Annotated in this window: 17 protein-coding genes and 1 pseudogene; 11 read left to right on the plus strand and 7 right to left on the minus strand. The window is 62.0% G+C overall.

The window, feature by feature from the left end:
* Positions 1–8: 8 nt before the first annotated feature.
* Positions 9–1,823 (plus strand): ABC transporter ATP-binding protein, encoded by a 1,815-nt coding sequence (locus FHL16_RS09925; RefSeq protein ID WP_077748134.1) that lies wholly within the window; start codon positions 9–11, stop codon positions 1,821–1,823.
* On the opposite strand, the gene FHL16_RS09930 is transcribed toward FHL16_RS09925, so the two are convergent.
* A complete protein-coding gene (locus FHL16_RS09930) occupies positions 1,795–2,748 on the minus strand; it encodes an alpha/beta hydrolase (protein ID WP_077748135.1) in 954 nt (317 codons plus the stop codon). The genes FHL16_RS09925 and FHL16_RS09930 overlap by 29 nt on opposite strands.
* A 336-nt stretch (positions 2,749–3,084) precedes the next feature.
* Between FHL16_RS09930 and rbsK the strand changes: the two are divergent.
* From rbsK to FHL16_RS09945, 3 genes and pseudogenes are all read left to right on the plus strand, one after another.
* Positions 3,085–3,960, plus strand: a pseudogene (gene rbsK / locus FHL16_RS09935) (ribokinase); the annotation flags it as partial.
* 91 nt (positions 3,961–4,051) lie between these two features.
* The gene (gene fucP, locus FHL16_RS09940) at positions 4,052–5,383 is read left to right on the plus strand and encodes an L-fucose:H+ symporter permease (protein WP_077748136.1); all 1,332 of its coding nucleotides are present in this window, start codon (positions 4,052–4,054) and stop codon (positions 5,381–5,383) included.
* On the plus strand, positions 5,380–6,438 hold the full coding sequence (locus FHL16_RS09945) for an aldose 1-epimerase family protein (RefSeq protein ID WP_077748137.1): 1,059 nt from the start codon (positions 5,380–5,382) through the stop codon (positions 6,436–6,438). The genes fucP and FHL16_RS09945 overlap by 4 nt, the downstream gene beginning before the upstream one ends.
* Here FHL16_RS09945 and deoR read toward each other — a convergent pair.
* On the minus strand, positions 6,431–7,195 hold the full coding sequence (gene deoR / locus FHL16_RS09950) for a DNA-binding transcriptional repressor DeoR (protein WP_010455758.1): 765 nt from the start codon (positions 7,193–7,195) through the stop codon (positions 6,431–6,433). The genes FHL16_RS09945 and deoR overlap by 8 nt on opposite strands.
* 127 nt (positions 7,196–7,322) lie before the next feature.
* Here deoR and deoC point away from each other — a divergent pair, with 127 nt between their 5' ends.
* On the plus strand, positions 7,323–8,006 hold the full coding sequence (gene deoC / locus FHL16_RS09955) for a deoxyribose-phosphate aldolase (RefSeq protein WP_077748138.1): 684 nt from the start codon (positions 7,323–7,325) through the stop codon (positions 8,004–8,006).
* On the opposite strand, the gene FHL16_RS09960 is transcribed toward deoC, so the two are convergent.
* On the minus strand, positions 8,007–9,005 hold the full coding sequence (locus tag FHL16_RS09960; RefSeq protein WP_077748139.1) for an NAD(P)H-quinone oxidoreductase: 999 nt from the start codon (positions 9,003–9,005) through the stop codon (positions 8,007–8,009). It abuts the gene before it with no gap.
* 137 nt (positions 9,006–9,142) lie between these two features.
* Entirely contained in the window at positions 9,143–10,360 is a 1,218-nt protein-coding gene (locus tag FHL16_RS09965) for a YbfB/YjiJ family MFS transporter (protein WP_077748140.1), read from the minus strand.
* Positions 10,361–10,474: 114 nt separating this feature from the next.
* On the opposite strand from FHL16_RS09965, the gene FHL16_RS09970 reads away from it, so the two are divergent.
* Positions 10,475–11,350: a LysR family transcriptional regulator gene (locus tag FHL16_RS09970; RefSeq protein ID WP_077748141.1), complete on the plus strand. Its 876-nt coding sequence runs from the start codon at positions 10,475–10,477 to the stop codon at positions 11,348–11,350.
* A gap of 193 nt (positions 11,351–11,543) precedes the next feature.
* Here FHL16_RS09970 and FHL16_RS09975 read toward each other — a convergent pair whose 3' ends face one another.
* On the minus strand, positions 11,544–12,266 hold the full coding sequence (locus tag FHL16_RS09975) for a pirin family protein (protein WP_077748142.1): 723 nt from the start codon (positions 12,264–12,266) through the stop codon (positions 11,544–11,546).
* A 341-nt stretch (positions 12,267–12,607) separates the two neighbouring features.
* Between FHL16_RS09975 and FHL16_RS09980 the strand changes: the two genes are divergently transcribed.
* Both FHL16_RS09980 and FHL16_RS09985 read left to right on the plus strand, forming a co-directional pair.
* The gene (locus FHL16_RS09980) at positions 12,608–13,558 is read left to right on the plus strand and encodes a GlxA family transcriptional regulator (RefSeq protein WP_042932737.1); all 951 of its coding nucleotides are present in this window, start codon (positions 12,608–12,610) and stop codon (positions 13,556–13,558) included.
* Between the two features lie 185 nt (positions 13,559–13,743).
* A complete protein-coding gene (locus FHL16_RS09985; RefSeq protein WP_077748143.1) occupies positions 13,744–15,228 on the plus strand; it encodes an ATP-binding protein in 1,485 nt (494 codons plus the stop codon).
* Here FHL16_RS09985 and FHL16_RS09990 read toward each other — a convergent pair.
* A complete protein-coding gene (locus tag FHL16_RS09990) occupies positions 15,193–18,045 on the minus strand; it encodes an ATP-binding protein (RefSeq protein WP_077748144.1) in 2,853 nt (950 codons plus the stop codon). The two genes, FHL16_RS09985 and FHL16_RS09990, sit on opposite strands and share 36 nt — an antisense overlap.
* A 429-nt stretch (positions 18,046–18,474) precedes the next feature.
* On the opposite strand from FHL16_RS09990, the gene FHL16_RS09995 reads away from it, so the two are divergent.
* Positions 18,475–19,050, plus strand: coding sequence for a flavodoxin family protein (locus tag FHL16_RS09995; protein WP_077748145.1), 576 nt, complete (start codon positions 18,475–18,477; stop codon positions 19,048–19,050).
* A gap of 32 nt (positions 19,051–19,082) precedes the next feature.
* Positions 19,083–19,907: an alpha/beta fold hydrolase gene (locus FHL16_RS10000; RefSeq protein ID WP_077748146.1), complete on the plus strand. Its 825-nt coding sequence runs from the start codon at positions 19,083–19,085 to the stop codon at positions 19,905–19,907.
* Between the two features lie 55 nt (positions 19,908–19,962).
* Here FHL16_RS10000 and FHL16_RS10005 read toward each other — a convergent pair whose 3' ends face one another.
* Complete coding sequence (locus FHL16_RS10005) at positions 19,963–20,403, minus strand: helix-turn-helix domain-containing protein (RefSeq protein ID WP_077748147.1); 441 nt, start codon at positions 20,401–20,403, stop codon at positions 19,963–19,965.
* 157 nt (positions 20,404–20,560) lie between these two features.
* Here FHL16_RS10005 and FHL16_RS10010 point away from each other — a divergent pair, with 157 nt between their 5' ends.
* Positions 20,561–21,481, plus strand: coding sequence for a LysR family transcriptional regulator (locus FHL16_RS10010; RefSeq protein ID WP_010455735.1), 921 nt, complete (start codon positions 20,561–20,563; stop codon positions 21,479–21,481).
* The last annotated feature ends 305 nt before the right edge of the window (positions 21,482–21,786 follow it).

A 21,786-nucleotide genomic window follows, 5' to 3' on the forward strand; every position in this document is an offset into this window, starting at 1 on the left:
ATCAATCCATGCCTGCGGCACTTTCCCGTTTCACCTCATTACTCGACCAGGCCCGGCGCGCCTTGCTGCTGGTCTGGGGCACTTCTCGCGGGCTGTTTCTCGGCCTCGTGCTGGCGACCCTGATCGCCGGTGTCCTTCCGGCGCTGGCCGCGTGGCTGGGCCAGCGCATCGTTGACGCAGTGGTTTTCGCCATGCAATTGCACGCGCAGCAGGGCAGTGCGCCGTTGTGGCCGGTGGTGCGTTACGTGTTGTTCGAGGCTGGCGTGCTGGCGTTGTTGTCCGGGACGCAGCGGGCGTTGTCGGTTCAGCAGTCGTTGTTGCGGGTGCAGTTGGGGCAGAAGGTCAACACGATGATTCTGGAGAAGGCCCAGACGTTGTCGCTGGTGCAGTTCGAGAATTCCGAGTTTTACGACAAGTTGGTGCGGGTGCGGCGCGAGGCGTCGACCCGGCCTTTGGCGTTGGTGATGAAGTCGTTGGGGCTGGTCCAGAACCTGATCGTGTTGATCAGCTTCGGCGTGTTGCTGGTGCATTTTTCGCCTTGGGCACTGGTGTTGCTGGTGGTGGGTGCGTTGCCGGTGTTTTTCGCCGAGGCGCATTTTTCCGGGGATGCGTTCCGGCTGTTCACGCGGCGGGCGCCGGAAAGTCGGCAGCAGAACTACATCGAGACGCTGCTCTCCCACGAGGGCTACATCAAAGAGGTCAAACTGTTCGGCTTCGCGCCGCTGCTATTGAAGCGCTATCGCGAGACGTTTGCTCGCCTGTATGCCGAAGACCGGCGGCTGACCTTGCGCCGCGATGGCTGGGGATTTGTGCTGGGGTTGCTCGGCACGGGGGCGTTTTACCTCGCCTATGCATGGGTGGTGGTCGATACCGTCCACGGCCAGATCAGCCTCGGGCAGATGACCATGTACCTGGTGCTGTTCAAGCAGGGGCAGACGGCGGTGAGCAGTAGTTTGAGCGCCATCAGCGGTCTCTACGAGGATGGGCTTTACCTGTCGAGCCTCTACGAATACCTCGCCGAGCCGGTGGTGGCCGATGCCGGGCATCTCACGGTGGGCGCCGTGCCCGGCGATGGTTTGCGATTCGAGAACGTTGGTTTTCGTTATCCGGGGGCGAGCCGCGCGGCCCTTGAAGGCATCGACTTGCACCTGGTGCCGGGGCACAGCCTGGCGCTGGTGGGGGAGAACGGTTCGGGCAAGACCACGCTGATCAAGTTGCTGACCCGTCTGTATCGCCCCGATCACGGGCGCATTCTGCTCGACGGCAGCGATTTGCAGGCCTGGGAAGAAGACGCGCTACGCCGGCGCATCGGCGTGATTTTTCAGGATTACATCCGCTATCAGTTTTCCGTCGGCGAGAACATCGGCGTCGGCGACACGCTGGCGTTCAACGATGAGCAACGCTGGAAAGAAGCGGCCACCGAAGGCATGGCCGCGCCGTTCATCGAGGGGCTGGATCGAGGCTACGCCACTCAACTGGGCCGCTGGTTTGCCGGTGGCCAGGAGTTGTCCGGAGGGCAGTGGCAGAAGATTGCCTTGTCTCGCGCTTACATGCGCCGTAACGCCGATATCCTGATTCTGGACGAGCCGACCTCGGCACTCGACCCGGCAGCGGAAGCGGCGGTGTTCGAGCATTTCAGCCAGCACACCGAAGGCCGCATGACGTTGCTGATCTCGCACCGGTTTTCCAGCGTGCGCAACGCCGACCACATCATCGTGCTGGATCAGGGGGCGATCCTTGAGCGCGGCGATCACGGCAGTTTGGTGGCGGCGGGCGGGCGCTATGCGCAGTTGTTCAACCTGCAAGCCCGGGGTTACCGCTAGGCCCGGCGATCTGCGGTGGTTTTGCTTTCATCAGGCCTTCGAGTGCCTGGCGGTATTGGCTGCCACCCCGGCTCATGCTGTTGTTGTGCGTGCCGCCGGGGATCAACAGCAGACGCTTGGGTTCGCTGGCGGCGTTGAACAGCTGCTGGCTGAACCGCGAGGGCATGAACGGGTCGGCCAGGCCATGCACCACCAGGAGCGGCATGTCGATGTCGACGATCTTGTCGATGGAATCGAATTTCTGCGACAGCAGCCAGCGCACCGGCAACCATTTCACCGGCAGGTTGCTGTCGGCCACTTGCGCCACGGCATCGCCTAGCGAGGTGAACGTGGACTCGATCACCAGACCGCGCACCGGTATCGGGTTGCGTTGTTTTTTCGCCTGCGCCGCCAGGTCTGCCGCGAGGTCGATGGCCACCGCGCCGCCCAGTGAATGGCCATAGATCAGGCGCTTGTTGGCGTCCGGTTGCATCGTCTTGAAGCGCTCCCAGGCGACGCGGGCGTCCTCGTAGACACTGGCTTCCGACGGCAGGTCCCCCTTGCTCTGGCCGAAGCCGCGGTAGTCGATGGCCAGAACCGAATAACCCATCGCCCGCAACTGCTCGATGCGGAACGCCTGGCCCGTCAGGTTCCAGCGCACGCCATGCAAATACAGGATCGACGGTGCATCGCGACGCGCGGCCGGCCACCACCAGGCATGCAGGTTTTGCCCGGCCTTGAAGCTGGCAGGCTTGATATCGAATTCCTGGACGTCTGTTGGCAAACCGCGATACCAGCCGGCGGTGCCCGGCTCGATGCGGAACAACAGCTCACGCTCTTTGTATTTAAGTGCGCCGCACCCGACGGGCAAGCCGACGACCAGCGTGGCCATGCACAGCCAGGGCAACCAGCGGCGGCTTATGCGGCTCTTCAGGTTTGAAAACATGCAGGCGGCCTGAGGGTGAAAAGGAAAGTTCGGGTTTTAACAGATGCGTGGGGGAGGTGGGGATAAATTCGACAGTCGTATCAAGGGCCCGGATCAGTCGGTGATGCGTAGGGCCCCATCGCGAGCAGGCTCACTCCTACAGGGGAACGCATTCCAATGTGTAAGCGAGCCTGCTCGCGATGACGTCCCTTCTGCCCACGCATCTCGCAAAGCCATTCGTCTTTGCCTCAAACCCCGCTCAACAAAAAGATTGAATAATCACACAAAATGTTATTTAAATAACAAAACAACAACGTCCAGCATCAGTCTGGCAAGCCGGATCAAGGTGGGATAGCAATGAGCAAGATCGCAGTCATCGGCAGCAATATGGTGGATCTGATCACCTACATCGACCGCATGCCGGCCCAGGGTGAGACGCTCGAAGCGCCGGGGTTTGCCCTCGGGTGCGGCGGCAAGGGCGCCAATCAGGCGGTTGCCGCGGCGAAGCTCGGGGCGGATGTGCTGATGCTCACCAAGGTCGGCGATGACATGTTTGCCGACAACACCCTGGCCAATTTCCAGCGTTTTGGTATCGACACCCGTTACGTGCAACGCGTGCCCGGCGTGTCCAGCGGTGTGGCGCCGATCTTCGTCCAGGCCGACTCGCACAACAGCATCCTCATCGTCAAAGGCGCCAACGCGCACCTGGTTCCGGCGGATATCGACGCGGCGGCCCAGGCGTTGCGCGAGTGCTCGCTGATCGTTCTGCAGCTGGAAATCAATGTCGACACCGTTTACCACGCCATCGAATTCGGCCGCGCGCACAACATTCCAGTCTTGCTCAACCCGGCGCCAGCGTTGTCCGGCCTGAGCCGTGAGCATTTGGCGCACCTGGATTTCCTGGTGCCCAACGAATCCGAGCTGGCGCTGATCACCGGCCAGGTCGTGGACTCCCCGGCGTCGGCCCATAAAGCCGCCCAGACCTTGGTCGCCGACGGCATTCGCCACGTCATCGTGACCCTCGGCCAGCAAGGCGCGCTGTACGTCGGCGAGGAAGGCGAGTTCCAGATTCCCGGCCTGTCGGTTGCCGCGCGCGACACCACCGGCGCAGGCGATGCCTTCATCGGTTGCTTCATTCATCACTGGAGCCGCGACCGCGACATCCGCGCCGCCATGACCCAGGCCGTGGCGTATTCCGCCTGCTCGGTCACCGGCCTGGGCACCCAGACCTCCCGGACGCCACTGCATTCGCTGAGTTCCAGCGCCAGCTCGGCGCTTGAAATCAAGCTGATTCACCCCTCAACACTCACCACGGAGAACAACAATGACAAAGCCTCCGCTCCAACAGACGGCCGATGGTTTCTACCTGAACCGCACGCCCTGGTTCGCCTTCATTTTGCTGTGCAGCATCTTCGCGCTGTGGGCGGCCGCCGCGAGCATGAACGACGTGCTCATCGCGCATTTCAAGAAGGCCTTTCTGCTCAGCGATTTCCAGACCGCGTTCGTGCAATCGGCGTTTTACCTGGGCTATTTCTTCGTGGCGATCCCGGCCGCGCTGGTGGTCCGCCGTTTCAGTTACAAGACCACCATCCTCATTGGCCTGATGCTCTACATGTTCGGTTGCCTGCTGTTCTTCCCGGCGGCGTCGACCGCCAAGTACGGCATGTTCCTGCTGGCGCTGTTTGTGATCGCGGCGGGGCTGTCGTTTCTCGAAACGGCATGCAACACCTATTCGACGCTGATGGGCCCGCGTGAAACCGGCACCCGTCGCCTGAATATTTCCCAGACCTTCCATCCATTCGGCGCGATGGCCGGGGTCTACGTCGGCAGCTTCGTGATGTTCAAGGACACCGACGCCACCCCCGAGCAGCTCACGCAAATGAGCGCTTCGGACGCGGCGGTCCAGCAACTGCAAATGATCCAGTCCACCTTGCTGCCGTACAAATGGATGATCGCGGTGCTGGTGCTGATGTTCATCCTGATCGCCATCACCCGGTTTCCGAAGTGCAAGGGCAATCAGGTGACCAGCAAGAAATCCGCCAGTCTCGGCCAGAGCCTGTCGCGACTGTGGCGCAACAAGCGCTTCACCTTTGGCGTGCTGGCGCAGTTTCTGTACGTCGGCGCCCAGGTCGGCGTGTGGAGTTTCACCATTCGCCTGGCGATGCAGTTGGGCGGCATGAACGAACGCAGCGCGTCGTGGTTTTTGCTGACCACCTTCGCCGCCTATTTCGTCGGCAAGCTGATCGCCAACGTGCTGATGCGCAAACTGCACCCGGCCAAGGTGTTGGCGGTGTATGGCGTGCTGTGCATCGTGTTGCTGGCGTATACGATCCTGGTGCCGAACATCACGGCGGTGTACGCCGCCGTTGGCGTCAGCGTATTCCTCGGTCCCTGCTGGCCGACCATCTACGGCTTGACCATTGACGGCCTGGGCGAAGACACCGGCGTCGGCGGTTCGCTGCTGGTGATGAGCATTGTCGGTGGCGGGGTGATCCCGATCTTCCAGGGCCTGCTGTCCGATTACAGCGGCGGCAACATGCAACTGGCGTACAGCGTGCCGTTGCTGTGTTTCATCGTGATCGTGATGTACGCGGTGCGTTGCCTGCGTCATTCCGACAGCGAACGGAGGCCAGTAGGTGCGGTGGTGACCTCATGAACACGCGGATCAACCTGCAGCCGTCGCAGTTCGGCGAGGCGCGCAAAACTTTGCTGGAGTCGGAGGCGTTCACGGTCAGTTCCTGGGTCTATCCCAGTGGCGTGCTGGCGCTGGAGTTGGCCAACAGTCGCGGCCGTCTGGTGGTGTTGCCGTATCTGGGGCAGATGATCTGGTCCGCCGTGTTCGACGGTTGCGACCTGACCATGAGCAACCTGTTCAGCCAGCCCCGACCGAGCCCGACGGTGATCGGCACTTACGGCTGTTTCATGTTTCACAGTGGCCTGTTGCGCAACGGTTGCCCGAGCCCCGAGGACGATCATCCGCTGCACGGCGAAATGCCTTGCGCGGCGATGGATCGTGCCTGGCTGGAGGTCGGTGAAGACAGCGCTGGCGGTTTCCTGCGACTCGGCGGCGAGTATGAATATGCGCAAGGGTTTGGAGACCGATACCTGGCCACGCCCAGCGTGACCTTGCGCGCTGATTCCGGGCTGTTCGACATCGCCATGCAGGTGACCAATCTGGCAGGCAAGCCGATGGACCTGATGTACATGGCGCACATGAATTACGCCTATGTCGACGGCGCCCGCTTCATCGAGCCCTTGGGTGTCGAGCGCGTGCGCTTGCGCAGCAGCGTGCCGGCCCACGTCAAACCGACGCCGGCCTGGACTGAATACATGCAGGTGCTGGCCAAAGACCCGGAGCAGTTCACCTGCCTGGATCAGCCGAGGCTCTACGACCCCGAGATTGTGTTTTTCTTCGACGGCGTGCGGGCGGACGACAGCGGTCATGCGCATTTTCTGCTGAGCCATCCCGACGGTGCGGCGTTCTACACCCGCTACCGTCCAGACCAATTCGACCACGCCGCGCGCTGGATCCTGCACAACCCCGATCAGCAAGTGGCAGCGTTTGTGCTGCCGTCCACTTGCGAGCCGGAAGGCTATCGCGCCGAGTCCGCCAAGGGCCATGTGCGTTCGCTGGCGGCAGGGGCGACGGCGGATTTTTGCGTCACCACCGGTTACCTGAGTGCAGCGGAACAACAGGCCTTGATCAGATGATCAACTGCGCGCCGCTGGCGGTGATGGCGTCGCGGTAGGCCTTGGGGATTTTCTTGTCGCTGACCACGAACTGGAAATCCCCGAGGTTGGCGAAATGCGCGGTACGCACCGTGTCGAACTTGCTGTGGTCGGCCAGCAGCAACCGCTGTTGCGCCTGGCGCAGGACCTTCTGCTTGACCTCCACTTCATTGAAATTGAAGCAGGTCACGCCGAAGTCCTGGCTGATGCCGGCGGCCGACACGAAGGCCCAGGTCAGGCGCACGCTGTCGAGGATGCCGGTTTCGCGGGTGTTCTCGAACACCTGGTTCTTGCGATGGAACGTGCCGCCGCACACCACGATGTGGCAGTTGGGTTTTTGCGACAGTTTGGTCAGCACGTTCAGGGAGTTGCACACCGCGGTGAACTCGAGCTCGTCGGGAATGAAGTCGATCACGAAAGGCGTGGTGGTGCCGCAGTCGAAGAACACCGTGTCGCCCGGCTGGATAAACCCGGCGGCGAGTTTGCCGATGCGGCGTTTTTCTTCGACGTGGCGGGTGTCCTGTTCGGCCACGCGGTAATCGCCGGGCTCGTTGCCATCGTGGATTCTGGTGATGTAGCCACCGAGCAGGCGCAGGTGGTCGGTGTATTTGCTGAGGTCGCGGCGCAGGGTCATCTCGGACACGTCCAGCAATGCCGCCATCTCGCGCAGATGAATGGCGCTCTGGTCTTGCAGGGCTTGTTGAATCAGCTTGAGACGCTCGGCTTTTTTACTGTCCACAGGCATTCCGGGGTTGATTGTTGATGTTATTTAAGTAACATTATTTGTGAGTTTTGTAACGTTTTTGCGCGAATCACCCTCGATTGTGGCGCAGGGGCATTTGAATATACAAACAGGAGTTTTTGCGATGGCACACCTCGAACCCCAAGCGCTGGCGCAGTACATCGATCATACCTTGCTGGCGCCTGATGCTTCCCGCGAGCAAATCGCTGCGTTGTGCCGCGAAGCTGCCGAACACGGCTTCTATTCGGTGTGCGTGAATTCGGGTCAAGTCCCTCATGCGGCTCAGTGCCTTGAAGGGCAGCGCGTGAATATCTGCGCGGTGGTCGGCTTCCCGCTGGGCGCCGGCCTGAGCGACACCAAGGCCTTCGAAGCCGAGCGGGCGATTGCCGCCGGTGCCGGGGAAGTCGACATGGTGTTGAACATAGGCTGGTTAAAGGACGGCTTGTTTGATCAGGTGCGCGACGACATCGCCCAGGTGTTGCAGGCGTGCGGCCAGGTGCCGCTGAAAGTCATCCTGGAAAACTGCCTGCTCACCGATGCCGAAAAGGTGAAGGCTTGCGAGATTTGTCGTGAACTGAAGGTCGCGTTCGTCAAGACTTCGACCGGTTTCAGCCGCAGCGGCGCCACCGTGGAAGACGTTGCGCTGATGCGTCGCACCGTCGGCCCCGACATCGGCGTCAAGGCCTCTGGTGGCGTGCGCGATTACCCGACCGCCCTGGCGATGATCGAAGCCGGCGCTACGCGACTGGGCACCAGCTCGGGCATCGCGATCATCGGCGGCGCATTGGCGGCTGGCGAGGGTTACTGATCAGTCCACCTGCAACACAATCTTGCCAATGTGATCGCCGGCTTCCATCCGTGCATGAGCCTGCGCGGCCTCGGTGTACGGGTAAACCTTGTCGATCATCGGCAGGCAACGCCCGGCAGCCAGTACCGGCCACACGTACTCGCGCAGCTGTTCGGCGATCGAGGCTTTTTCTTCACGGGTGCGCGAGCGCATCAGCGAGCCGGTGATCGTCGCGCGCTTGCCCATGATCGCCATCAGGTCGACATCGTTGGCGCGGGCTCCGCCGAGGAAGCCCAGCATCACCAGGCGACCCTCCATGCCCAGTGCCGCGATGTTCTGATTCAGGTACGAACCGCCCATGATGTCGAGGATCACGTTGACGCCTTTGCCAGCGGTTTTTTCCGCGATGACCTGGACGAAATCCTGGTCACGGTAGTTGATCGCCTCGGCGCCCAGCTTGCGGATTGCCGCACACTTTTCCTCAATGCCCGCCGTGGCGAACGCCTTGACGCCGAATTCGCGACAGAGCATCAGCGCCGTGGTGCCGATGCCGCTGGTGCCGCCGTGAATCAACGCGCGCTGGCCTTTGCTGGCGCCGCCCATGTCGAACAGGTTGGCCCACACCGTGAAGAAGGTTTCCGGGACGGCCGCTGCGTGCACCCAATCCATGCCCTCAGGGATCGGCAACGTCTGGCTGGCCGGTGCAACGCAATACTGCGCGTAACCACCGCCATTGGTCAGCGCACAGACGTTGTCGCCGACGATGAATTCGCTGGCGCCGGTGCCGACGGCCACCACTTCACCGGCCACTTCCAGCCCGGGAATCGGGCTCATGCCGGGTTTCATCGGGTACTTGCCGGCGCGTTGAATCACATCGGGACGGTTGACCCCGGCGGCGTGCACACGGATCAGCACTTCGCCTGCGCCGACCGTGGGCACCGGTTCCTGGCGCGGCTTCAACACCTCGGGGCCGCCGGGCTCGGTGATTTCAATCAGGGTCATGGTGTGGGGCAAAGTCATGTTGGAGTCCTGTGGAGAAAGTCGTCTGTAAATGGGATCGCATCAGTGAACCAATAATTCAGTCCAAACCACCGACCCCCTGTAGGAGCGAGCCTGCTCGCGAAGCGGTGTGTCAGTCACATTGCTGCGGGATCTGCCTACGTCTTCGCGAGCAGGCTCACTCCTACAGTGGGTCTGTTCAGCAAACGCATGGCCTGTTCCAGCAACAGTGCAATCACAATCGCGCCCGCCGCAATCACAAACAACAACCCATGCTGACCACCGCTGGCATTGAACAGCGCCGAATACGCAAACCCGGCAATCGCCTGGAAGGTGGCGAATGAAACCGTCGCACGGCTCCAGGCAATCTGCTGCTGGTGATGGTTCGGCAGCAGTTCATGCACCCGCGCCAGCGCCAGTGGAACGATGCCCGGCGGGAACGAACCGAGGATCACGGCCAACACGGCCAGCGCCGTAAACGAACTGGAAATCGACAGCAGGCCGACGGCAATCGCCTGCACCACCAGCACCAGGCGGATGCTCAGCTTTGCGCCCAGTTGATCGGCCAGAAAACCGTAACTCACCGGCCCGATGATCGCGCCCAGTCCGTACATCACCCAGATCAGCGCTCCGATGTGCGGGCCGGCGCCGAGGCCGCGGGCCACGTAATCCACCAAAAACACCATGGCCGGCACCAGCCCGGCCGCCATGAAGGCGTATTGAGCGAACAGCAGGTACACCCCCGGGTCGGTTGGTGTGGTGGTTTTCTCGATCGACACCGCAGCGGCTTGATGATGCGCCTCTTTCGGCCAACCGAACCAACTCGTGGCTGTCAGAAGCAGTGACAGCAGCCCCAGGCCAAACCAGGTTTGCTGCAAGCCAAGGCTCAGCAGCGGCGGCACAATCGTCCCCGAGCCGGCGATGCCCAGGCCGATGCCGAGGAAAATCGCACCGCTGGCCAGACCTCGGCGGGACGCCGGCACGTGGGGCAATACCGTCGCGGCCACCAACACCATGATTGCGCCACCGGCAACCCCCGACAGCAATCGCCAGCCGAAGAACCAGCTCACCGACAATGGAAAACCGCAGGCGAAAAACGACAAGGTCACGGCCAGCATCATCAGGCGTAACGCGGTTTTGTTCGACGTGCGGTTGGCCACTGGCCGGCCGATCAGCGCACCGATCAGGTAACCCACGAGGTTGGCGGCGCCGAGGTACACCACGTCGCTGGCGGAAAACCAGTGCGCCTGGATCAATGAGGGAATCAGCGGCGTGTAGGCAAACCGCGCCAGGCCGATGCTCACCAGGCTGGCGCTGAGGCCGGCGAAGATCGGCAGCCAGATCGCGCTGCGCGGGGTAGTCGATGTGCTGTGCATGGGAAGGTCCTGAGAAGGTTTTACGCTGGCCTTCAGACTATCCCGATCGGTTGATGTAATAACGCAGCGAGTTTGCGCTATGGTGATGCAAATTTGCATCAGCGTGGTAGGCGTATGAATTGGGATGACGCACGGGTGTTTCTGGCGGTGTGCCGAGAATCGACGCTGCGGGGCGCGGCGCGGGTGCTGGGGGTCGATCAGGCCACGGTCGGTCGACGGATCACGTCGCTGGAGAAGTCGTTGAGTGCGACGCTGTTTCTGCGCACCTCTGAAGGCTATGCGCTGACAGCGGTGGGGGAGGCGGCGCTGACGGCCGTGGAAAAAATGGAGCATTCGGCACTGGAACTGGAGCGTCGGATTCAGGGGCTCGACGATCGACTGACCGGGCTGGTGCGGGTCAGCACCACCGATTCCCTGGCCATCGATTTTCTGATCCCGGCCATTGCCCACTTACATGAACAGCACCCCGACGTGCGCGTGCAACTGGACGCCTCCACGCAAATTCTCAGCTTGGCCAAACGTGAAGCCGACATCGCCGTGCGCAATACCCGGCCGGACAACCCGGACCTGATCGCCCGTCGCATCGCACGCTGGCCGGTGGGTTTGTTTGCTTCTCAGCATTACGTAGATGCCCATGGCGTGCCAACGCCGGGCTCGGCGTTCGAAGGGCATGACCTGGTGGTGTATCAGCCGTACCTGCAAGGCAATAAAGACATGACCCTGGTCTCGGAACCGCTGGGGCGCGGGCGGATTGTGGCGAGTCTGAGTTCCAGTCTGCTGGTGCGCCGATCCATCGCGGCGGGGCTCGGGGTCGGGGAAATTCCGGTGTACATGGGGGAGAGGGACGGGCTGGTCAGGTTATGGCCGGAGCGCACGCGACCGGTGCCCTATGACGTCTGGCTGGTGACCCACGCGGACCTGCGGCACACGGCCAGGGTTCGGGCGGTTATCGATGAAATTGTCGCGGTGTTTTCCGGTACCGGCGAGTGAGTCGTCGCTAATCGAAGGACTCACACAACCCCTGTGGCGAGGGAGCTTGCTCCCGCTGGGCTGCGGAGCGGCCCCTATCTATCTAAAGAGAAGGGGACTGCTTCGCAGTCCAACGGGAGCAAGCTCCCTCGCCACGATGATGTGATTGGCTGGTAGAAGCCTGGGGACACAGAAGCCCCCAGGTCAGTCACGGTCATGGCATTTCTGGCAGTTCTTGCGGGCGCAGGTCAAACACCAGCACTTCGGCATCCACACCGTTGCTCAACGCCAGCACCTGCTCATCACGCACCCGCACGCCATCACCTTCTTGCAGCTGCACGCCATTGAGTTCGACGCTGCCACGGGCCACGTGCACATAGACGTAGCGGTTGGCGGCCAGTTCCAGCGTGGCGCTTTCCTTGCCGTCGATCAGCGCGGCATACACCCGTGCGTCCTGACGCACCTTCAGCGAACCCTTGGCCCCGTCGGGGGAGATGATCAGTTGCAGGCGCCCACGTTTTTTCTGGGTGCTGAAGTGCTCTTGCTGATAACGCGGTTTGGCGCCGCTGACGTCCGGCACGATCCAGATTTGCAGAAAGTGCACCGGCCGCGTGGCCGAGTGGTTGTACTCGCTGTGGGCCACGCCGCTGCCGGCGCTCATCAATTGCACGTCGCCAGGACGGATCACCGAACCGGTGCCCAGGGTGTCCTTGTGTTCCAAAGCACCTTCGAGCACGTAGGAGAAAATCTCCATGTCGCGGTGCGGGTGCTGGCCGAAGCCTTTACCGGCCGCCACACGGTCATCGTTGATCACCAACAGGTCAGAAAAACCCTGCTCTTTCGGGTTGCGGTAATTGGCGAAGGAAAAGGTGTGGAACGACTTCAACCAACCATGATTGGCGGCGCCGCGATCCGAGGCTTTGCGAAGGGTCAGCATGATGAAATCTCCTGTGGGGACGTTGATTCGTCCGAGTGAGGAGAAGGTTAATGGTTACTGACTGGTGCAATAAGTAGATGGAAATTGAAATACTGTCGCTTTGTGGTTGACAGTAATGAACGGGCATTCAGGCATTTTCCTCCGACGCTGGCGCCGGACATTAGCCATAATGCACAGCAATGCCTGGCAAGAACCCTGTAGGAGCGAGGCTTGCCCGCGAAAGCGTCATTACATTCAATATTTATGCTGACTGACACACCGCTATCGCGAGCAGGCTCACTCCTACAGGGGATTGGTGTTTGTTAGAGGGACCTTCTTTTGACTTCAGTGACTGTGAACCCATGAAAACCGTGGCTATGGTGTTGTTTCCGGACTTTCTGCTGCTCGACATGGCCGGGCCCATGGAAGTGTTTTCCATCGCCAATCGATACCTGGCAGCAGATGACCGTTATGAACTGGCGACCATCGGCACCGAGCATGGCGCGCTGCGGGCCTCCAACGGCGTCAGCGTTCAGGCCGATCTGCACATCGATCAGGCCGATCAAGCCTATGACCTGCTGCTGGTGCCGGGCGGCCCGGGCGCGTACAACGAAAAACATCCGCCGTTGCTGTGTTGGCTCAAAGCCGCTGTCGATCGCGCCGGGCGCTACGGCTCGATCTGCACCGGCGCGTTCGTGTTGGGGCATGCCGGTTTGCTGGACGGTTATCGCGTCACCACCCACTGGCATTACACCGAACGGCTGATCAAAGGCTTTCCCAAGGCGACGGTGGAGACCGATCAGATTTACGTGCAGGACCGCAACCTCATCACCTCCGGCGGCGTCACTGCCGGTATTGACCTGGCACTGGCGGTGGTCGCCAAAGACCACGGCAAGAAAGTCGCCCAGGACGTGGCCAAGGTGTTGCTGGTGGTGATGAAACGCCAGGGCGGGCAAGCGCAATTCAGTCCGTTGATGGCCACTGTCGCGCCGCAGGAAACGCCGATCACCCGCGTGCAGAATCACGTGCTCGAACACCTCGACGAAGCCTTCAGCATCGAACGCATGGCCGGCCTGGCGAACATGAGCACGCGGCACTTCGCCCGGATGTTTGCCCGGGACGTGAACATGACGCCCATGGAGTTTCTGCAAAGCGCGCGCATCGATTGCGCCAGGAATCTGCTGGAAACCAGCGATCTGCCACTCAAGACCGTGGCCTTCAAAAGTGGCTTTGGCAGCGTGCGCCATATGCGCTTCCTGTTCGCTGAAAAGCTCGGTCTGACCCCGACGCAATACCGCGAACAGTTCAGCTAGAGCGTTCTTGGCCGTTGTGCGCACCGCAATGGCCGTGACGCTCCCCCCATGGCAGTTGTACCGTCACCGAGGCCTGCCAAGATAGTCGTGAACTCTTTGCAATGGAGGTGCGGGAGCCTGGAAGGTGGGTGCGATCAATATTTCTGCACTGTGAGCCGGGCCAGGTTTTCAGCACGCAAACGTGCATGAACAGCTTCAGAGATTTAAACAGCGATACGGTGCTGCGGTTCGGCCCCTACGCCTTTCACCAGCGGCAACGGCTGATCCTGGACGGTGATCGGCCGCTGCGCATGGGCGGTCGCGCCCTGGATATCCTCCAGGTGCTGGTTGAGCGCGCTGGCCATGTGGTCAGCAAGGACGAGTTGATTGCCCACGTCTGGCCGACGTCCGTGGTCGAAGAAATCAACCTGCGCGTGCATATTGCGGCGCTGCGCCGGGCGCTTGGCGACGGGCAGAACGGTGAGCGCTACATCGTCAACATCCCCCAGCGCGGCTACAGCTTTGTCGCCCCGGTGGAGTCGGTGCCGGCGACCACCTTGGTCTCGATCGAGACCGCGCAAAAACATCAACATAACCTGCCTGCGCGGCTCACACCCGTGACCGGACGGGACTCGATGGTCGGCAGCCTGGTCCGGCAATTACCGGTTCGACGGCTCATGACCCTGGTCGGCCCCGCTGGCATCGGCAAAACCACCGTGGCGCTCCGCGTGGCCGAACTGCTGTTGCAGCACTATAAAGATGGCGTTTGGCTGGTGGATTTCGCGGTGCTCGATGATCCCGCACGCGTGGTGGATCACCTGACACAAACCCTGGAACTGGAGGTCGGCACGTCCCTGGAGGTGTTGGCGAATCGGCATATGTTGCTGGTGCTCGACAACTGCGAACACCTGTTGGAACGCTGCCGGGCATTGGTCGACGATTTGCTGGCGTCGGCGCCTCGGCTGTCGATTCTCGTCACCAGTCGTGAACCGCTGATGGCGGCGGGGGAAACAGTCCAGCGCTTGCCGTCGTTGGCGGTGCCGCCCGCGTCGGCGTCGCACAGCGTAGCCGAGTCCATGGGCTACTCGGCGGTGCAGCTGTTCGTCAGTCGCGCCCGAGCCCGTCAACAAGGGTTTGCCTTGCGCGAACAGGACCTCAAGGCAGTGCGTGAGATCTGTCGACGACTTGACGGTTTGCCGCTGGCCATTGAACTGGCAGCGGCGCAGATCGATGCGTTGGCATTGGTCGGCTTGCAGGCTCAGCTGGATAACTGTTTTCAACTGCTGACTCAGGGGCGACGCACGGCCGTGCCCCGGCATCAAACCCTCAAGGCTGCGCTGGACTGGAGCTATGAACGGCTGAACCAGGGGGAGCAAACCGTGTTGCAGCGCCTCTCGGTGTTCAAGATGTCCTTCACCCTGGAGGCGGCGATTGGCGTCAGCAGTTGCGAGCTGCTCAAACCCGATCAACTGGCGACGCTGGTGCAGCGGTTGGTCGCCAAGTCGCTGCTGTCGATGGATCAGGTCAACGGCACCACGCGGTACCGCTTGCTCAATACCACGCGCACCTATGCCCTGGAGAAACTCGAACACAGCGGCCACCTGCGTACGTTCGAACAGCGCTACTCGCATTACATCAGCCGGGCACGCTGGGTCTCAGGCGTTCAGGTGCCCATGCAGCTCGTCGAGTAGCCGACGGACTTTGCTCAGGTCCGGGGTGGCAAAGCCTTCGGTGAACCGGTTGTAGATCGGCGTCAGCAGTTCATGAGCCTGCTGATGTCGACCCTGGCGCTGCCACAATTGCGCCAGCGAGGTGGCGCTGCGCAGCTCCCAGGCCAGGGCGCCCTGATGCCTGGCCACATTCAACGCTCGCAGCAATACCTCCTCCGCCATCTCGCTTTTGTGGGAGCGAGCCTGCTCGCGAACGCGTTCACTCGGGTCATCCACTGCTTGCGCATTTTCTTCAGTCAGCAACGCATCAGCCCTGGCCCGCAATATCTCCGCCGTGCTCCAGCCCGCCGCCCCGGTATCGGCCCGTTGCCACAAGGCGTCATCGACGAACGTGGCGTCCAGCGTGACCATGATTTCCTTGATCAGCCCGGCACCCGGCGGTGGCGCCGACGGTGCTCCAGCCTGGTCGATCACTTGCGCGTAGTGTTGCGCCCACGTATGAAACAGCAGCACCGAATGTTTCTGCGCCTGTTCCAGTAGCAGCCGTAACAGTTTGCGTGCGGTTGTACTGTCGCCGTTGTAGTGGGCGATCAGGCAGCCGGCCAGCGCAAGGGTGTAGCAAATGGAGGTGCCGTGGTTGATCTGGAGCGCGATGTCCAGCGCCTGGCGGGCGGTGCGCCACGCCTGCTCCGGCTGGCCTTGCAACCAGAGGATGCGCGCCAGAATTGTCAGGGCGGCCACGCTCTGATCGTATTGCACGCCAAAGCCGTGGGTGAAGCGGTTGAGGTGCCCGCTCTGGGCCATGCGCTGGATGACCTGTTCGGCATTCACCCGGGCCAGTTGCTGATTGCCGGCAAAGTGCAGGGCCAGGACCCGCAGGCGGTGCGTGCTCAGTGACAGCACGGGGTCACCCTGGGCGCCCAGGCGGTCGAACAGCTGGCTCTGCTCCAGCGCCATTTGGTAGTGGCCGCAACTGAGATTGACCGCCATGTGCCCGGACACCGCCCGCAGTTGACCGGCCACGTCGTTGTTGTGCCTGGCCAGGGTTCTGGCGCTGACGAACGCGGCAATGGTTTCGGCCGTGCCGCCCTGGGTGTGGTAGCAGGAACTGCCGAGGGCGAGCTTGAGGGCCATTTGCAGGTGAGGACAGGGCTCGGGCGCCGCCTCCAGCAAGGCCAGCGCCTTGCGCACGTAAACGCCATGTTCCTTGAGCAGCGACAACTCCTGCCACAGCGGCGTCGACGTCGCGGTCAGCCGGATCGCCAGCGCCTGCGAACCTTGGGCGTTAAAGCCCCAGTCGAGGGCCGAACGAATGTCATCCAGACTGCGGGCGTAACGCTCGATCCACAGGCCCGTGGAAATCAGCTCCCAATCAGTTTGAGCCTGATGCATCAAGGCCAGGCAGCGTTCGGCGTGGCGCTTTCGGGTGTCCGGCAGGTCCAGGGTCTGGTCGAGTTTTTCCAGTGCGTAGCTGCGGGTGGTGTCGAGCAAGCGGTAGAACACTTCTTCGTCGCCCACTTCCACGTTCAGCAACGACTTGGCCACCAGTTGCGTGATCGAGCCGAACACCTCGCCGGGCTCGATGTGTTCGCCGACGATCACCGCCGCGGCCGACTCCAGCGTAAAACCGCCCCTGAACACCCCCAGTCGGCGCAGGCAGGTTTGCTCGCAGGCGTTGAGCAGTTCGAAACTCCAGTCGAGCGTGGCGCGCAGGGTCTGGTGCCGGCCCAGCGTCGACGGACAGCCTTGGGTGAGCAGGCGAAAACTGCCTTGCAACTGCGTCAGCAACCCGCTCAGGCCAAAGTGGCTGACTTGCGCCGCCGCCAGTTCGATGGCCAGCGGAATGCCGTCCAGGCGGTGGCAGATGTCAATCAATAACGGCAGGTCGTCATCGCTCAGCTCGAAACTGTCCTGGCTGGCCATGGCCCGCTCGACGAACAGTTGCAATGCGGAAAAGGTCAGCGCCTGGGCGCGGTCCAGCACCGCGATGGGGGGTGGGCAATCAAGCGATTCGAGACGCTGGACGAACTCACCTTCGGCCCGCAGGCTCTCGCGGCTGGTGGCCAGGATGTGCACATGCGGCGCGGCGCGCAGGATGCTTTCACAGAGCAGCGCGACCGCGTCGAGCAGGTGCTCGCAGTTGTCGATCACCAGCAGCATCCGCCGCTCGCGCAGGAACGTGGCCAGTCCGTTTGTAGATTCGGCATCGTGCAGGGACAAATCCAGCAGCGTCGCCAACTGGGCGCTGATCATGCTCGGATCGCTGAGCGGCGCCAGGTCCAGCAGGCGAATACCGTCCCGGTAGCGGCCGATCAACAGTTCGGCGACGCGCAGCGCCACGGTGGTCTTGCCGATGCCACCGGGGCCGACGAGGGTGATGAAGCGCTGGCGTGACAGCTGAGTGACCAGGTTTTCGACCAGTGATTGACGACCGATCATGCGCGTCCGGCGGATCGGCAGGTTATGGGCGCTCGGCTGGAGGCTTTCGCTCGCGGGGTGCTGCTCGATGGACTCGAGGGAGAAGGGCGCGACAAAACTGTAGCCGCGCTGGGCGACAGTGACGATATAGCGCTGGCCGGCCTGGCCGTCGCCGAGGGCTTTGCGCAGCGCCGCCATGTGCACGCGCAGGTTGATGTCTTCGACGACGCTTTTGGGCCATACCCCGGCGATCAGTTGCTGTTTGCTGACCACGTTTGGGGCGTGCTCCAGCAGGATCAGCAGAATATCCATGGCGCGCCGGCCCAAGCGCAGAGGCTGGTCGGCCTCCAGCACCAGGCGTTGTCCGGGATAGATCCGGTAGGGGCCGAAATGGATGGCCTGTTCTGGGGAAAGGGTCAACGTGTCGCTCCTGCTTGCAGCCGTCTGGTACGCGGTTTCCGAGCATATTCCTCAGGTTTTTCCGGCAACGCAACGAGGTGTTCGCCTGACTGTCGGGTGTCCGCTGCGACTGCCTGTACCTGGCGTCCCTGGCAGGCGCCGCATTTATTGAGGGGCAACCTTGGCAAAGCCGCTGTTGAGGCTTTTGGCGCGCCAACGAAAATTAACAACGTTTAACTCGTCCTGCGTCTGGTCTACGCCCAAAACTCTGCTGCTTCAACACCCGCTGGTCTTGTAGGCGCGAGCCAGCTCGCGATAGCGGTGGGTCAGCTTGCATCGATGTTGAATGTGCCGCCGCCATCGCGAGCAGGCTCGCTCCCACAGGGAATTGTGCCGGGCTGGCGAGTGGGGCATGTAGCAAAGGGATCAACTTGTCATGAGGACACCGGGATGAGCAACGTGGTGGTGGTCTATCACAGTGGCTACGGGCACACCCGGGTCATGGCCGAAGCCGTGGCCCTGGGTGTGGAACGGCATGTGGGCAGCACCTGCCTGCTGGTTCCGGTCGATGAAGTGGACCAGCACTGGGACCGGTTGCACAGCGCCGACGCCATCATCTTCGGCGCCCCGACCTACATGGGCAGCGCGTCGGCGCAGTTCAAAGGCTTCATGGAGTCCACGGCGGCGTTCTACCTCGCCCAGCCGTGGCGCGACAAACTGGCCGCGGGCTTCACCAATTCCGGCTGCCTGTGCGGCGACAAACTCAACACCTTGCTGCAGATGGCGGTATTCGCCGCGCAGCACTCGATGATCTGGGTCGGCCTCGACCTGCTGCCGGCGCGCTCCAGCACCGGCGCCTTCGAGGGGCAAATGAATCGCCTCGGCAGCTCGCTCGGCGCCATGGCCCAGTCGAATGTCGAACAGACCCCGGACCTCGCCCCACCTCCCGAAGACCGTTGCACCGCCGCGCACCTCGGCGAGCGGGTGGCGCGGCTGGCTGAACGAATGAACCCATCACCGCTTTGATACACCCCCAACACTCGCAAAGGAGACATCGCATGAGTACATTCACGACCCGAGATGGCACCGAGATTTACTACAAGGACTGGGGCACCGGCCAACCCATCGTCTTCAGCCACGGCTGGCCGTTGAACGCCGACAGCTGGGAATCGCAGATGATCTTCCTGGCCTCCAAAGGCTACCGGGTGATCGCCCACGACCGTCGTGGTCATGGCCGCTCCAGCCAGCCGTGGACCGGCAACGACATGGACACCTACGCCGATGACCTGGCGCAGTTGATCGAGTTGCTCGACCTCAAAGACGCCGTGCTGTTCGGCTTCTCCACCGGCGGCGGCGAGGTGGCGCGCTACATCGGTCGCCACGGCACCGGTCGCGTAGCCAAGGCCGGGCTGATTTCCGCGGTGCCGCCGCTGATGCTCAAGACCGAAGCCAACCCCGGTGGCCTGCCGATCGAAGTGTTCGACGGCATTCGCCAGGCATCTCTGGCCGACCGTTCGCAGCTGTACATCGACCTCGCCAGCGGGCCGTTCTTCGGCTTCAACAAACCGGACGCCAAGCCGTCCCAGGGCATGATCGACTGGTTCTGGATGCAAGGCATGATGGCCGGTCACAAGAACGCCTACGACTGCATCAAGGCGTTCTCGGAAACCGACTTCACCGAAGACCTGAAGAAGTTCGACATCCCGACGCTGGTGGTGCACGGCGACGCGGACCAGGTGGTGCCCTTCGAAGCGGCGGGCATCGCCTCAGCAAAACTGGTGAAAGGTTCGCAGCTGAAGGTCTACCCCGGTGCGCCCCACGGCTTGACGGATACCCACAAGGATCAGCTCAATGCTGATCTGTTGGCGTTTCTCAAGGGGTGATGTGCCCCGGCGCGGGCATGGACCCGCGCCGGTTTTCGCTCTGATAAAACAGGCTTTATAACGCGTGAGTTTGAGCGGTGCAGGCGCGACGTGGGGGAAGGGTGCGCACCGCACGGCAACGCCACGCAAATGGGTTGATGCCTTCGCTGCGGGTGAAGATGTGGCAGAAATGCGCCTGATCGCAGAAGCCGCATTCGAGGCTGATTTGCGTCAGCGTCATGTCGGTGTTCTGGATCAATTGCTTGGCCCGGGCGACGCGTTGGTGGCGAATCCAGTCCTGGGGCGAGAGCCCGGTGCTGCACTTGAACGCTCGGGAAAAATGACTGCGCGACAGGGCACAGGCGCGGGCCAGTTCGGTGACTTCAACGGTTTCACCCAGGCGTTCGAGGATCAGTTGCTTGGCCAGCTCTTCACGCCATGGGGTCAAGCCGCCGGTGGCTTTTCTGGGTGCTTCATCGACTGCCGCACGGGCGACGTTTTGCTGAGAATGGGCCATGACAAATGTCCGTGTCGGTGAGCTTCATTCTTGGTTGCGAGGCCTTGTCAGGCGAGTTAAACGTTGTTAATTCCTCATGCCGGGTGGGCAGTCTCACGTAAAGTCAGAGACAATCGTTACCCTCAAGCCTGGCTGAACACACAAGGAAACCGTGCCTATGAACCGTAACGATCTGCGTCGCGTCGACATGAACCTGCTGGTGATTTTCGAAGCGTTGATGTTCGAAAAGAACCTGACCCGGGTCGCTGAAAAACTGTTCATGGGGCAGCCGGCGGTGAGTGCGGCGCTGGGGCGGTTACGGGATTTGTTCGACGATCCGTTGTTGCTGCGCAATGGTCGCGCCATGGAGCCGACGGCGCGGGCACTGGCGATTCTCAAGGAGCTGCAACCGGCGATGGATGTGATTTCCGGGGCGGTCAGTCGGGCGAAGGAATTCGATCCGACGACCAGTAGCGATGTGTTCCGCATCGGGCTGTCTGACGATGCCGAGTTCGGTTTGTTTCCGCCGTTGTTGCGGCAATTGCAGGAAGAGGCGCCGGGGATCGTGGTGGTGGTGCGTCGCGCCAACTATCTGCTGATGCCGGCGTTGCTGGCCTCGGGTGAGATTTCCGTGGGGGTGAGTTACACCACGGATTTGCCGGCGAATGCCAAGTGCAAGAAGTTGCGGGACATTCCTTGCAAGGTGCTGCGCGGGGACAAGCGGCCGGGGATGCTGACGCTGGACGAATATTGTGAACGTCCGCATGCCATGGTGTCGTTCTCGGGTGATTTGAGCGGCAATATCGATCTGGATCTGGCCAAGGTCGGTCGCAGCCGTCGGGTGGTGTTGGGTGTGCCGCAGTTCAGCGGGTTGCGGGCGTTGTTGGCCGGGACTGAGATGATTGCCACGGTGCCGGATTATGCGGCGTGTGCGCTGGTGGAGGGGTGTGCGTTGCGGGCGGAGGATCCGCCGTTTCCCATTGATGCGGCGCAGTTGTCGATGGCCTGGAGTGGGGTGCATGACAATGATCCGGCGGAGCGGTGGTTGCGGTCGCGGATCAGTGAGTTCATGTCTAGGCCTTTGGTGGTTTCGGCTTGAACGTGGCGGCCTTCGGGCCGACCAGGTTCCCCTTGATGTACCCCATCCCCAATGTGGGAGCGAGCCTGCTTGCGAAGGCGGCCTGATAGCCGACCTATCTCTTTCAGGTGTACATATCCATTTCTGCGGTAACGGCTGCTTATGGTTTCGCTCTTACAGCGACTCACTTTTCCAAACGCCGAAAAGTAAGCAAAAGGCTTCGCCCCAGCGTCCGGCCCCTCGCCTAGGCTCGGCGTACCCTCGCTCCGGCATTCATCTGGGGGCATCGCCTCCGGTCGGCTTCGCTTCGACCTCCTCTCGATGTG

The sequence above is a fragment of the Pseudomonas sp. FSL W5-0299 genome (assembly GCF_005930655.1).
Lineage (GTDB): Bacteria > Pseudomonadota > Gammaproteobacteria > Pseudomonadales > Pseudomonadaceae > Aquipseudomonas > Aquipseudomonas mandelii.

What these genes read in the sequence shown, in the direction of transcription:
- FHL16_RS10010 (WP_010455735.1), top strand. Translation starts at nt 20,561, where the DNA reads ATGAACCGTAACGATCTGCGTCGCGTCGACATGAACCTGCTGGTGATT.
- FHL16_RS09930 (WP_077748135.1), bottom strand. Translation starts at nt 2,748, where the DNA reads ATGTTTTCAAACCTGAAGAGCCGCATAAGCCGCCGCTGGTTGCCCTGG.
- deoC (WP_077748138.1), top strand. Translation starts at nt 7,323, where the DNA reads ATGGCACACCTCGAACCCCAAGCGCTGGCGCAGTACATCGATCATACC.
- FHL16_RS09980 (WP_042932737.1), top strand. Translation starts at nt 12,608, where the DNA reads ATGAAAACCGTGGCTATGGTGTTGTTTCCGGACTTTCTGCTGCTCGAC.
- FHL16_RS09925 (WP_077748134.1), top strand. Translation starts at nt 9, where the DNA reads ATGCCTGCGGCACTTTCCCGTTTCACCTCATTACTCGACCAGGCCCGG.
- FHL16_RS09965 (WP_077748140.1), bottom strand. Translation starts at nt 10,360, where the DNA reads ATGCACAGCACATCGACTACCCCGCGCAGCGCGATCTGGCTGCCGATC.
- FHL16_RS09975 (WP_077748142.1), bottom strand. Translation starts at nt 12,266, where the DNA reads ATGCTGACCCTTCGCAAAGCCTCGGATCGCGGCGCCGCCAATCATGGT.
- FHL16_RS09970 (WP_077748141.1), top strand. Translation starts at nt 10,475, where the DNA reads ATGAATTGGGATGACGCACGGGTGTTTCTGGCGGTGTGCCGAGAATCG.
- FHL16_RS09985 (WP_077748143.1), top strand. Translation starts at nt 13,744, where the DNA reads ATGAACAGCTTCAGAGATTTAAACAGCGATACGGTGCTGCGGTTCGGC.
- FHL16_RS10005 (WP_077748147.1), bottom strand. Translation starts at nt 20,403, where the DNA reads ATGGCCCATTCTCAGCAAAACGTCGCCCGTGCGGCAGTCGATGAAGCA.
- FHL16_RS09995 (WP_077748145.1), top strand. Translation starts at nt 18,475, where the DNA reads ATGAGCAACGTGGTGGTGGTCTATCACAGTGGCTACGGGCACACCCGG.
- FHL16_RS10000 (WP_077748146.1), top strand. Translation starts at nt 19,083, where the DNA reads ATGAGTACATTCACGACCCGAGATGGCACCGAGATTTACTACAAGGAC.
- fucP (WP_077748136.1), top strand. Translation starts at nt 4,052, where the DNA reads ATGACAAAGCCTCCGCTCCAACAGACGGCCGATGGTTTCTACCTGAAC.
- FHL16_RS09960 (WP_077748139.1), bottom strand. Translation starts at nt 9,005, where the DNA reads ATGACTTTGCCCCACACCATGACCCTGATTGAAATCACCGAGCCCGGC.
- FHL16_RS09945 (WP_077748137.1), top strand. Translation starts at nt 5,380, where the DNA reads ATGAACACGCGGATCAACCTGCAGCCGTCGCAGTTCGGCGAGGCGCGC.